This is a genomic window from Peribacillus sp. NPDC096447, from assembly GCF_044762725.1.
Classification (GTDB): domain Bacteria; phylum Bacillota; class Bacilli; order Bacillales; family DSM-1321; genus Peribacillus.
This window is the reverse complement of sequence record NZ_JBIWEV010000002.1, coordinates 43,662-56,638: the sequence shown is the minus strand read 5'-3', so window position 1 is coordinate 56,638 and position 12,977 is coordinate 43,662. Positions and strand designations below refer to the sequence as shown.

The 12,977-nt window shown below is 42.4% G+C and carries 12 protein-coding genes; 11 read left to right on the top strand and 1 reads right to left on the bottom strand.

Features of this window, described 5'->3' with window-relative positions:
* Positions 1-46: 46 nt before the first annotated feature.
* The 11 genes from ACIQZD_RS07095 to ACIQZD_RS07045 all read left to right on the top strand — a co-directional run bounded on the left by ACIQZD_RS07095 (position 47) and on the right by ACIQZD_RS07045 (position 12,558).
* The gene (locus tag ACIQZD_RS07095; RefSeq protein WP_137019711.1) at positions 47-1,273 is read left to right on the top strand and encodes a M16 family metallopeptidase; all 1,227 of its coding nucleotides are present in this window, start codon (positions 47-49) and stop codon (positions 1,271-1,273) included.
* Positions 1,274-1,435: 162 nt separating this feature from the next.
* Positions 1,436-1,705, top strand: coding sequence for a YlmC/YmxH family sporulation protein (locus ACIQZD_RS07090; protein ID WP_048684753.1), 270 nt, complete (start codon positions 1,436-1,438; stop codon positions 1,703-1,705).
* 230 nt (positions 1,706-1,935) lie between these two features.
* A complete protein-coding gene (gene dpaA, locus ACIQZD_RS07085; RefSeq protein ID WP_402901997.1) occupies positions 1,936-2,838 on the top strand; it encodes a dipicolinic acid synthetase subunit A in 903 nt (300 codons plus the stop codon).
* A complete protein-coding gene (locus ACIQZD_RS07080) occupies positions 2,835-3,437 on the top strand; it encodes a dipicolinate synthase subunit B (RefSeq protein ID WP_101224686.1) in 603 nt (200 codons plus the stop codon). The genes dpaA and ACIQZD_RS07080 overlap by 4 nt, the downstream gene beginning before the upstream one ends.
* A gap of 213 nt (positions 3,438-3,650) precedes the next feature.
* Positions 3,651-4,706: an aspartate-semialdehyde dehydrogenase gene (asd, locus tag ACIQZD_RS07075; RefSeq protein WP_402900151.1), complete on the top strand. Its 1,056-nt coding sequence runs from the start codon at positions 3,651-3,653 to the stop codon at positions 4,704-4,706.
* Positions 4,707-4,811: 105 nt separating this feature from the next.
* Entirely contained in the window at positions 4,812-6,038 is a 1,227-nt protein-coding gene (dapG, locus tag ACIQZD_RS07070; protein ID WP_402900148.1) for an aspartate kinase, read from the top strand.
* 49 nt (positions 6,039-6,087) lie between these two features.
* Complete coding sequence (gene dapA, locus ACIQZD_RS07065; protein ID WP_402900145.1) at positions 6,088-6,954, top strand: 4-hydroxy-tetrahydrodipicolinate synthase; 867 nt, start codon at positions 6,088-6,090, stop codon at positions 6,952-6,954.
* Between the two features lie 265 nt (positions 6,955-7,219).
* On the top strand, positions 7,220-8,890 hold the full coding sequence (locus tag ACIQZD_RS07060; RefSeq protein ID WP_402900142.1) for a ribonuclease J: 1,671 nt from the start codon (positions 7,220-7,222) through the stop codon (positions 8,888-8,890).
* Positions 8,891-9,017: 127 nt separating this feature from the next.
* On the top strand, positions 9,018-9,764 hold the full coding sequence (locus ACIQZD_RS07055; RefSeq protein ID WP_034313566.1) for a ClpP family protease: 747 nt from the start codon (positions 9,018-9,020) through the stop codon (positions 9,762-9,764).
* Positions 9,761-9,988 carry a YlzJ-like family protein gene (locus tag ACIQZD_RS07050; RefSeq protein WP_063231821.1) on the top strand — a complete coding sequence of 76 codons (228 nt, stop codon included), beginning with the start codon at positions 9,761-9,763 and terminating at the stop codon, positions 9,986-9,988. The genes ACIQZD_RS07055 and ACIQZD_RS07050 overlap by 4 nt, the downstream gene beginning before the upstream one ends.
* A 239-nt stretch (positions 9,989-10,227) precedes the next feature.
* On the top strand, positions 10,228-12,558 hold the full coding sequence (locus ACIQZD_RS07045; protein WP_402900138.1) for a DNA translocase FtsK: 2,331 nt from the start codon (positions 10,228-10,230) through the stop codon (positions 12,556-12,558).
* Between the two features lie 30 nt (positions 12,559-12,588).
* Here the strand turns inward: ACIQZD_RS07045 and ACIQZD_RS07040 are convergent, their stop codons facing one another.
* Positions 12,589-12,888, bottom strand: coding sequence for a DUF6509 family protein (locus ACIQZD_RS07040; RefSeq protein ID WP_402900135.1), 300 nt, complete (start codon positions 12,886-12,888; stop codon positions 12,589-12,591).
* Between the last annotated feature and the right edge of the window lie 89 nt (positions 12,889-12,977).

Below are 12,977 nucleotides of genomic sequence, written 5' to 3'. Positions count from 1 at the left end.
TGTATTGGTTAAGATAGCAGCATAGAATGATTGGGAGGAATGTTAGTTGATTAAGAAATACACGTGTCAAAATGGAGTTAGAATTGTATTGGAAAATATTCCAACTGTACGCTCTGCAGCAATTGGAGTATGGATCAAAACAGGTTCAAGAAATGAAACACCGGAATTGAATGGGGTTTCACATTTCTTGGAGCATATGTTCTTCAAAGGGACAGCTACGAGAAATGCGCGTGAAATTGCCGAGTCATTCGATAGTATTGGCGGACAGGTGAATGCATTCACTTCAAAAGAATATACATGCTATTATGCTAAAGTAATGGATAACCATGCAAGCTATGCGCTTGAAATCCTTGCTGATATGTTCTTCAACTCAACATTTGATGGGGAAGAATTGAAAAAAGAAAAAAATGTCGTCTACGAAGAAATCAAAATGTACGAAGATACACCAGATGACATTGTCCATGACCTCTTAAGCAAGGCGGTATATGAAAATCATCCCCTTGGCTATCCGATACTTGGCACGGAAAATACGCTTGAAACGTTCAATAGTGATACATTAAAAAAATACGTCCATGACATGTATACACCCGATAAAGTAGTTGTATCCATTGCTGGGAATGTAGATGAAAAAATGATTAAGGAAGTCGAAAGCTACTTTGGCTCGTATCAAGGAGGGGAAGATCGTCTTGAATTGGTCAAGCCTTCCTTCCATGAAAATAGGATCACCCGTAAAAAAGATACGGAACAAGCCCACTTATGCCTTGGTTACAAAGGGTTGGAAATCGGCAATGATAAAACATACAGCCTTATTACCTTGAATAATATTCTTGGAGGAAGCATGAGCAGCCGCCTATTCCAGGACGTCAGGGAGCAACGAGGCCTTGCCTATTCCGTTTATTCCTATCATTCCAGCTATCAAGATAGCGGTATGGTGACAGTATATGGGGGGACAGGCACAAATCAGCTTGACAGCCTGTATGAAACCATTCAGGAAACACTGGATACTTTAAAAAGGGATGGCATTACGGAAAAGGAATTACGGAATAGTAAAGAGCAACTTAAAGGCAGTTTGATGCTTAGCCTTGAAAGCACGAATAGCCGCATGAGCCGGAACGGAAAAAATGAGCTGATGTTGGGTGAGCACCGTTCCCTTGATGATATCATCATCAAGATTGACGAGGTGACGGAGGATACCGTCAATGAATTGGCAAACCAGATCTTTACGGAACATTCCTTGTCATTAGTGAGCCCGCTGGAAAACTGGGATAAATAATGACGAACAAGTCTGCACCTTCCTTTAATTAATGGGAGGTCAGGCTTTTTTTCTTTGAAAGCGGGAGGGTCCAATGTTATGGACAATATTTGGATAAATGCCTTCTAAGTTTACCTTTTTCGGATATAGATTGAATAGAAGGCGAAAAAGGGGGAACCAAATTTGAGGTTGAGCGAATTGAGCGGTAAGGAAATAGTCGATGTGAATAGGGCGGAAAGATTAGGGATCCTTGGTCAGACCGATTTGGAAATAGATGAAACTGGACAAATTACCTCGTTGATCATCCCATCTGTCAAATGGTTCGGCCTTTTAAGGAATGGCAGTGAAATAAGAGTTCCTTGGGAACATATAAAAAAAATCGGTGCGGATATGGTCATCATTGATTTTCAGGAAGGACTTTCACTTAAAGACGGAGAGCATATGGACGGATGATTACGCTCGCGCCAAGGCTCCTTGAACTTCTTGGAATGCAAGCTCGAAAACGCCTTAGCTGGCAATAGCTATGGCGTTTTTTCTTTTCTTATCACCGTTTTTTAAGTGAAAACATAAGATGGCAGGGTAACTAGAGAATGTAGCAAAAACCGAATTGCTTCCTGAAGGAATTGTATATCATGAGGCAAGGAATGTTTAGGATCTTTTATATAAAGAAGGTGACGGTTTTAATGCTAACAGGCATGCAAATCGCTGTAATTGGTGGAGATGCGCGTCAGCTTGAAGTTGTCCGTAAACTGACGGAGCTTGATGCAAAGCTATTATTGGTAGGTTTTGAACAGCTCGACCATGCTTTTACCGGAGCGGTTAAGGAAAAAATGGAAGATATAAACTTCAAGGAATTAGATTCAGTTATTTTACCTGTCCGGGGCACGGATTCAGATGGGAAAGTAGAAACGATCTTTTCCAGTGAAGAGGTTGTTTTGACTGAAGAAATGATAAAAAATACCCCGGAACATTGCATTTTTTATGCAGGAATCAGTAACGACTACCTTAATGAGATATTCAAGAAAGTGGATCGCAAACTCGTTCTATTGTTCGAACGTGATGATGTGGCTATTTATAATTCGATTCCCACTGTTGAGGGGGCAATCATGATGGCCATTCAACATACGGATTTTACTATCCATGGATCGAATGTAGCCGTTCTCGGACTGGGAAGGGTCGGAATGAGTGTAGCCCGGTCATTCCATGCACTAGGAGCAAAAGTGAAGGTGGGGGCAAGAAAAAGCGAAGATATTGCGAGAATCAGTGAAATGGCATTAGCCCCTTTTCATTTAAATGAACTCGCTGCAGAAATGAAAGATGTTGATATATGTATCAATACGATTCCTTTTCCGATAATTACCGCAAAAGTTATAGCCAATATGCCCGTTCATACATTAATCATCGACCTTGCTTCAAAACCGGGGGGGACGGATTTTCGTTACGCTGAAAAAAGGGGAATTAAGGCGCTGTTGGCACCGAGCCTACCGGGTATAGTTGCCCCGAAAACAGCTGGTCAGATATTAGCGAATGCACTGGGACTATTGATTCAAGGCGAGTTCTTGAAAAGGAAGGGGAAAATGATATGAGTCTCAAAGGGAAACGTATTGGTTTCGGATTAACAGGATCACATTGCACATATGATGAAGTGTTTCCGGAAATAGAAAAACTTGTAAATGAAGGTGCGGAAGTCATTCCAATCGTAACATCCACTGTCCAAAACACGGAAACCCGTTTTGGAAAGGGAGAGGACTGGGTTGAAAGAATAGAAAAATTGACGGGGAACCATGTCGTTGATACAATCGTCAAAGCAGAACCTTTAGGACCTAAATTGCCACTTGATTGCATGGTGATCGCTCCTTTAACGGGTAACTCAATGAGTAAAATGGCAAATGCACTTACCGATTCGCCAGTACTTATGGCTGCAAAAGCGACGATGAGAAATCACCGTCCAGTCGTGGTCGCGATATCAACAAATGATGCACTTGGGTTAAATGGTGTCAATCTAATGAGGCTGATGGCAGCTAAAGATATTTATTTCGTTCCATATGGCCAGGATAATCCCAAAGGCAAACCAAGTTCCATGGTTGCAAGGATGAGCATGATAAGGGATACGATCATAGCGGCACTGGAAAGGGAACAGATTCAACCTGTCATCGTCGAAAGGTTCAAGGATGATTTAGTCTGAACAAGTATTTCTGCCTCAAACCAGCTTTCTAACGACTGACATATATGCATAAATTTGTAGGTTGAAGTTATAAAAAACCACTCCACTACCAGAATATTTTGTTAAAGTACGACCCTTTGGAATGTTAATGTGTTAAAATAAATGATATTCTGAAAAAGAAGCAGTAAATCCAATAAATAACTAATTTAAGAGATAGAAAAGGAGTATGTATAAATGACTGAGACACAGGGATTGCGTATTGCAGTTGTGGGAGCAACTGGAGCAGTAGGACAACAAATGATTTCAACACTCGAACAAAGGGACTTACCGATTAAGAAAATCATCTTTTTATCATCGGCTCGTTCCGCAGGAATCAAACTTACGTTTAAGGGCGAAGAAATCGAAGTGCAGGAAGCAAAACCTGAAAGCTTTGAAGGCATCGATATCGCTTTATTCAGTGCTGGAGGAAGCGTGTCTAAGGAATTGGCTCCAGAAGCAGTGAAACGCGGTGCGATAGTAGTGGATAATACAAGCGCATTCCGCATGGATGAAAATGTGCCGCTAGTCGTTCCTGAAGTAAATGAAGAAGACTTGAAACAGCATAATGGGATCATTGCTAATCCGAATTGTTCAACTATCCAAATGGTTGTGGCATTGGAACCTATTCGCAAGACATACGGCTTATCAAAAATTGTTGTTTCTACCTATCAGGCTGTTTCGGGTGCAGGTGCAGCTGCGATAAATGAATTAAAGGAACAAGCTCGCGACTTGCTTGATGAAAAAGAAATAGATCCGAAAATTTTACCGGTAAAAGGGGACGAAAAGCATTATCAAATCGCATTTAACGTCATTCCCCAAATCGATAAATTCCAAGATAACGGGTACACATTCGAAGAGATGAAAATGATTAATGAAACAAAGAAAATCATGCATATGCAAAACCTTCCAGTGGCTGCAACTTGCGTGAGGCTTCCTGTTGTAACAGGTCATTCTGAATCTGTATACATTGAAGTTGAAAAAGAAGGCATAGCGGCTTCTCAAATCAAAGATTTAATGAAAATGGCACCTGGAATAGTGTTAGAAGATGAACCGGAACAACAAGTTTACCCTACGCCTGCTTCATCCGTCGGCAAGAATGATGTATTCGTCGGTCGGATTCGCAAAGATTTGGATGAAGATAAAGGCTTCCATTTGTGGGTGGTTTCCGATAATCTATTAAAAGGAGCAGCTTGGAATTCCGTTCAAATTGCTGAGAGCCTTTTGAAATTAGGTTTGGTTACCGTTAAGTAAAATTTTATTCTTAATGAACTCGACAGAAAATTAAATTCCAATAGGATAGAGAGTTTTTGTCAGCTTCCCGGATTGGGAAGCTGGCTTATATTTGGGGTGCATATTATGAAAATTATCGTCCAGAAATACGGTGGGACATCCGTTCGTGATGAGGAAAGCCGTTCATTCGCCAAGGGGCATATTGAAAATGCGATTAAAGAAGGCTATAAAGTGGTGGTTGTGGTTTCAGCAATGGGAAGAAAAGGCGATCCTTATGCAACGGATACCTTACTTTCCCTTGTGAATGGAGCGAAAGCCTGCCTTTCAAAACGGGAACAGGATTTACTTATGTCAGTAGGGGAAACGATATCATCTGTCGTATTTACGAACATGCTCTTGGAACATGGTATTGATGCGGTCGCATATACTGGAGCTCAAGCGGGATTCTTGACGAATACCGACTATTCAAGTGCGAAAATTATCGAAATGAAATGCGACCGTCTCATGAAAGAACTTGAGGTGAAGGATGTTGTCGTTGTAGCAGGTTTCCAGGGAGCGGCTAAAAACGGGGACATCACGACCATCGGGCGTGGTGGAAGTGATACTTCAGCCGCAGCATTAGGTGCGGCATTGCAAGCTGAACGGGTCGATATTTTTACGGATGTGGAAGGAATCATGACGGCAGATCCACGTATTGCCGATCATGCTCGTCCATTATCAATCGTTTCATATACGGAAGTTTGCAATATGGCATATCAAGGGGCAAAGGTCATTCATCCGAGAGCTGTTGAAATTGCGATGCAGGCGAAAGTCCCGATTCGGATAAGGTCAACATACAGCGAAGGCTTGGGAACACTTGTTACTAGCATGAACAAGGGAAGCCAGGGCAGTGACATACGTGAAAGGCTCGTGACTGGGATTGCCCATGTACCAAAGATCACTCAAATCAAGGTCCGTGCGAAAAAAGATCAATATAATCTACAGGCAGAAGTTTTTAAAGCAATGGCCAATGCCTCCATTTCAGTGGACTTTATAAATATATATCCAAGTGGCGTAGTTTATACCGTTTCCGAGGAGATGACAGAACTTGCCCTCTCGATTTTGGCCGAGCTTGGTCATGAACCGGTCATTGAACGGAATTGTGCCAAGGTTTCTGTAGTCGGTGCAGGCATCAATGGAGTGCCAGGCGTTGCAGCGAAGATTGTCACAGCGCTTTCCGAAAAGGAAATTGCCATTCTCCAGTCAGCGGACAGCCATACGACAATTTGGGTACTCGTAAAAGAGGAAGATTTAATAGAAGCTGTTAATTCCTTGCACTATGCGTTTCAATTGCATGAAAGGGAAGTCCAATAATCAGGTTTTTAATAAATAAAGGTTTTAAAAATTAAAGAGGTGTTAGATAATGATATTTGGTAGAGTATCAACCGCAATGGTCACCCCTTTCGATAGCAAGGGAAATGTTGATTTTCAAAAGACGACTTCATTGGTTAATTACTTATTAGCGAATGGAACCGATTCGCTTGTGCTTTCGGGAACGACAGGGGAATCTCCAACTTTATCTTCGGAGGAGAAAATTGCATTATTGCGTCATGTTTCAAAGGTTGTTGAAAAACGTGTGCCCATCATCATGGGTACAGGAAGCAACAATACGTATGCGTCCATCGAGTTGACAAAAAAAGCGGAACAAAATGGCGCCGATGCGATAATGCTGGTTGCCCCGTATTATAGTAAATCGAATCAAGAAGGTCTGTACCAGCATTTTAAGGCTATTGCAGCTAGTACGACTCTCCCTGTCATGGTATATAATATCCCTGGGCGCGCTTCGGTTAACATTGAACCGGAAACGATCATCCGCCTTTCAAAAATTCCTAATATCGTAGCCGTTAAGGAAGCGAGCGGGGATTTAAACGCTATGACCCAAATCATAGCCGGCACGGATGAAGATTTTGCATTATATAGCGGGGACGACGCTTTAACACTCCCAGTATTGGCGATTGGTGGTGTGGGTGTAGTTTCGGTTGCTTCACATATTGCAGGTAATGAGTTGCAGAAAATAGTGGAGGCCTTCATCAGCGGGAACTTGAAAGAGGCAGCCAGGCTGCATCAGGAACTGTTACCGCTTATAAAAGGTTTGTTTGCAGCGCCAAGCCCTGCACCTGTCAAAACAGCGCTTCAGTTATATGGAATTGACGTTGGATCGGTGAGACTTCCAATTGTGCCATTGACTGAGCAGGAGCGCCTTGCATTAACCAAGGTATTAAAAAAATAAAAAGACACGGAACAAGCTGATCGTTGAAGATTGGCTTGTTTTTACATAATGATGTATATGAATGGGATATACTTTCCGATTTCGGATGAAATGATCAATCGAAACTGGATAAAAGTACTAAGGATCTCTTACATAATAGGTTGTTTTATTGGATTAAATGAAAAAGTCCCACTGAAAATGGTAAGTGTTGTCATGTTTTTTGAACATCGGTTATAATGAAATCATTGGGAAATTATGAACGGGATTTTTTAAGGAGGATATTCGATTGGTTAAAGATAAAAATAATGGAATAAAAGTGATTTCTCTTGGAGGACAAGGGGAACTTGGTAAAAATATGTACGTCGTTGAGGTGAACGAGGACATCTATCTTCTTGATGCAGGGTTAATGCTGCCAGAAGACGAAATGCTCGGAATCGATGCGGTTATCCCAGATATTACGTATTTGATGGATAATAAGGAACGGGTGCAGGGGATATTCATTTCCCATGGTCATGAAGACCATATGGGAGCGCTTGCTTATGTCTTGAAATATTTACCGGTCCCTGTTTATGGAACAAAGCTTACCCTTGCTTTAATCAAAACGAAATTAAAGGAAGATGGCTTTAACGGCAGGGCGACATTCACTGAAATCGATTCGGATTCTCTTTTAAGTTTCCCTCAAGCAGCCGTGTCTTTTTTCCGGACAAACCATAGTATTCCTGATTCCGTCGGAGTCGTGATCCACACTCGTGAAGGTGCAATCGTTTATACAGGGGATTTCAAATTTGATCAAGCAGCAACAGATCTATATAAGCCGGAAATCGGTAAAATGGCCAGTATCGGTGAAGAAGGTGTCTTATGCTTGCTTTCGGATAGTACCGGAGCCGAGAGGCCAGGTTATACGACATCAGAAGCAGTTGTGGCCAAAGATATTACAGAGGTATTTCATGCTGCCTCCGGAAGGATCATCGTTGCGTGCTTCGCTTCGAATATCAACCGGATTCAACATGTTTTCAATGCAGCGGCAGCAAGTCGCAGAAAAGTGGCAGTTGTAGGGAAAAGCCTGCAACGCGTTTATGAAACAGCCTTGAACCTTGGCTACTTAAAGGTCGAAGAAGAGCTGATAATCCCAATTAATGAAATTAGCCAGTATGACGACCGTGAAATCGTCGTGTTATCGACTGGTCATCAGGGGGAGCCCATTGCGGCACTTCAAAAAATGGCAAAACAGACCCATAAGCAGGTGACGATCAAAAAGGGAGACACAGTTTTGATCAGTGCATCACCCTTACAGGGCGGCGAACTTATTTTATCCAAAACCGTCGATTTGCTATACAGGGTAGGTGCAGAAGTGGTATCTGCAAATAAATATAAAGTGCACGTAACGGGTCATGGCAGCCAGGAAGAACTTAAAATGATGATCAATTTGATGAATCCTAAATTCCTTATCCCTGTACATGGGGAATACCGCCATTTATATGCCCATCAAAAAGTTGGGATTGCAGCGGGGATTAAGCGTGAAAACATCATCATTGCCGAAAAAGGTGATGTCATCGATCTTAAGGGCAATAAAATGGGCCTTTCCGGCAAAGTCTCTGCAGGAAATATCTTGATAGATGGCAGCGGTGTTGGAGATGTGGGTAATATCGTTCTTCGTGATCGGCGCTTGTTATCCCAGGATGGCATTTTGATTGTAGTGGTCACGTTGAACCGTCAGGATAAAAGCATTGCAGCAGGCCCTGAAATCATTTCAAGGGGCTTCGTATATGTTCGCGAATCAGAGAAAATGATTGGCGAAGCAACTGAAATAGTAAGTGAAATCGTAAAGAAAAATGGGTCGCGCCAACCATTTGATTGGTCCACGCTGAAGCAGGAAATGCGTGATGCGTTAAACCAATTCTTCTATGAAAAAACGAAACGCCGTCCAATGATTTTACCGATCATCATGGAATATTAAGTAAGGAACCCCTGATTTAACAGTCAGGGGTTCTTTTTCTGTTTCAAACCTCTTATATCTTGAAGAATGAAGTCCGAGTCTCGAGACATAATAAAGCTATAGGCTATAAGTGAAAGGGGTTGGCATAGTGGATAATGCACCATTACCAAATGAAAATGAAGGCAAGCAGGAAGGTAAGAATTCAACTTTAATCGAGAAAATTCAGCAGCTGGGAGCTACCAATGTTCCGCAACTATCTCAGGACTCAAAAATCCATTGTTTGACGATCATTGGACAAATTGAAGGACATATGCAGCTGCCGCCTCAAAATAAAACGACCAAATATGAACATGTTATTCCGCAAATTGTGGCAATTGAACAAAATCCCAATATAGAGGGGTTGCTAGTCATTTTAAATACAGTGGGAGGAGATGTCGAAGCGGGACTAGCCATCGCAGAAATGCTGGCTTCCCTTTCAAAGCCATCAGTCTCGATTGTACTTGGGGGAGGTCACTCGATCGGTGTGCCGATTGCGGTTTCGTGTGACCATAGCTATATTGCTGAAACAGCAACGATGACGATTCATCCCATTCGTTTGACAGGTCTAGTCATTGGCGTGCCTCAAACCTTTGAATACTTGGATAAAATGCAGGAAAGAGTCATCAAATTTGTTACGCGGCACTCCAACGTTACGGAAGAAAGTTTTAAGGATTTAATGTTTGCTAAAGGAAATTTAACTCGTGATATCGGTACGAATGTAATTGGGGCCGAGGCAGTTGAAATCGGAATGATCGATGATGTAGGAGGAGTAGGCCAGGCCATGAGAAAACTGAATAGCTTCATGGAAGAAAGAAGGCCAAAAATTGCCGGGGAAGAGGAGGGGCTTCTGCAATGACGCTTTATACGATCGTTCCTGAAGAAATAATTTTCCCTCATCACCATGAGAAGACGGCAAATTTAATAGAAATGATCTATAATGGTGTACATGTGATGGTTGAACATGACGGGGGCCGCACGTTTCGCATTGATCGAATTGTAAGCACGGATCCTGAAGATTATATGAATGTACACATTCAGCCAGGAGCTGTCATAAATGTGTTCGAACAGATGAATCCTTAGTAAAAAAGACTAACTGAGGTAAATTATGATATACTGGAATGAAAATCAGCAGCCGCTTGGCTGCTTTATTCATTATATGGGCAAATTGTCCGCATTAAGAATAAATGGTACATATATCAAGGACAGGGTCAAATTTATTTGGTATAATCAGTGAGCGAACATTTGTTTCCTGAAGGGAAATCATGTAATGATGTTGAATAGGAAAGTTAGAATAGTTTCATGAAGAATCAGGTGATATTATGGCAAAGAAGAAACGCAGAAAAAAGAATAGTACAGAGAAGTTAAAAGTAACGCTTAAATATGAATTGATTGGCCTCACTTTAATAGGCTTGGCCATCATTGCCATTGCCAAGCTTGGAGCAGTTGGAAATGGGACGGTCTTTTTAATCCGCTTCTTCATGGGGGAATGGTATATCCTCTTTTTGTTGGGAGCAATCGCAGCTGGGTTCTATTTGATGATAAAGAGGGAGGTCCCTTACCTATTAAAACGGCAATTCGTCGGGATGTATTTCCTTGTTGCGAGCATGCTCCTACTAAGTCATGTGACGCTGTTCAACATGCTTGCAGATGGAGGACCGTTCACTAAGCCCAGCGTCATTTCGAATACATGGGAACTATTCTGGATGGAAGTGACCGGCAAGGCCAGCACAAAGGACCTTGGGGGCGGTATGATTGGAGCGATATTATTTGCAGCCTCATACTTTTTATTCGACGAAGCTGGATCGAAAATCGTTTCATTCCTTTTTATCATTGTAGGTGTCGTCCTATTGACAGGGAAAACGTTAGGTGAAACCCTCGGGAAGTTTTTCATGGGTCTTGGCGGCTTTTTCAAAAAGCAATGGTCTGCATTCAGAGATGATATGAGAACGTGGAATGAAGACAAAAAAGAAAAGAAAAAGAATCCGGTTAAAAAGAAGAAACGGGAAAAAGAACCGGTGGAAGAAACGGATCAGCCCCTTCTTCAAGAAGAGGATACACAGCAAATGGCGACGGAGCGGATCATTTCCAGCTTTGCTGATAAAGCCTATAGCGGCGATGACGAAATAATTTCGGTCGTTACGGAACCTGAAGCTGATAACAAAGAGGACCAGGATGATGCCGTTCCGCCTATGAATTTTACGGAAGTGGAGAATAAAGAATATCTTTTACCGCCTCTTTCTTTATTATTGCAGCCCAAAAAAACGGACCAAAGCGGAGAATACCAATTGATCCATGAAAATGCGGCTAAGCTTGAGCGCACCTTTCATAGCTTTGGAGTGAAAGCGAGGGTCACTCAAGTTCATTTAGGCCCAGCCGTAACGAAATACGAAGTTCATCCGGACGTAGGGGTGAAGGTAAGTAAAATTGTCAGCCTATCCGATGACTTGGCCCTTGCACTGGCCGCAAAGGATATTAGAATCGAAGCTCCGATTCCCGGAAAATCGGCTATCGGAATAGAAGTGCCCAACTCCGAAGTGGCGATGGTGTCATTAAGGGAAGTTTTAGAGGCCAAGGAAGTTGACAAGCCTGACGCAAAACTGCAAATAGGCCTAGGTCGGAATATTTCCGGTGAAGCGGTTAAGGCGGAGCTCAATAAAATGCCGCATTTACTAGTGGCTGGTGCTACTGGCAGCGGGAAATCCGTTTGTATCAACGGGATTATCACGAGTATCCTGATGCGGGCAAAACCGCATGAAGTGAAAATGATGATGATTGATCCAAAAATGGTGGAGCTGAATGTCTATAATGGAATTCCCCACTTACTAGCACCTGTAGTGACAAATCCAAAGAAAGCTGCACAGGCTTTGCAAAAAGTGGTCAGTGAAATGGAAAGGCGTTATGAGCTATTTTCTCATTCCGGTACGCGCAATATTGAAGGCTACAATGATTATATTAACCGGTATAACATCGAAGAAGATGCCAAACAACCGCTCTTGCCTTATATCGTAGTCATTGTCGATGAGCTGGCGGATTTGATGATGGTCGCCTCAAATGATGTTGAGGATGCCATCACACGGCTTGCACAAATGGCACGTGCCGCTGGCATCCACTTGATAATTGCCACTCAGCGGCCATCCGTAGATGTAATTACAGGGGTCATTAAAGCGAACATCCCATCTCGGATTGCTTTTAGTGTCTCGTCAATGACCGATTCGAGAACGATCCTCGACATGGGCGGAGCTGAAAAACTGTTAGGCCGGGGTGACATGCTCTTCCTGCCTGCAGGAGCTTCAAAACCGGTTCGCGTCCAAGGTGCCTTTTTATCCGACAATGAAGTCGAGGAAGTTGTCACATATGTCATTTCACAGCAAAAAGCACAATACAACGAAGAGATGATACCCGATGAAATTGGAGAAACTTCAAATGGTGAGGTCGAAGATGATTTATATGGGGATGCCGTGTCCTTGATCGTTGAAATGCAGACTGCATCGGTTTCCATGCTGCAGCGCCGTTTCCGGATTGGCTATACGCGGGCAGCGAGATTGATTGATGAAATGGAAGCGAGGGGAATTGTCGGTCCATATGAAGGCAGTAAACCACGAAATGTGTTGGTCACAAAAGATGAACAGGATGAAGCGCATTCATCATAGGTAAAAAAAACCGGGCAGCAGCCCGGTTTTTTAATTATTCATCGCCTCGTCTAAATGTTTAAGGCAAAAGTCGGTAATCATCGCTTCTTCATCTTCTTCTAAATCGAATTCGAGTGCGCCCTCATTACCTTTTTCAAAAATATCATATTTAATCAATTTTCCTTCTTGCTCTTCCACTGCAAAAAGCACCCGGATATATAAACCATTTTCTGAAAAGAGCTCATCCTCTTCAGGCACTTCAATATCCAAGAACAACTCGTAACGTTCCCCGGACAAAATACCAAATGGATCATTCAATTTTTCGATCGTATATTCTGTAATCTTTAACATCTTGTGTACATCCCTTCAAAGAAGATAAATCCTATTATACAGGAAAACAGCATCTTGAACAGAGCTGCATTCATTTTGCATTTTCAAAA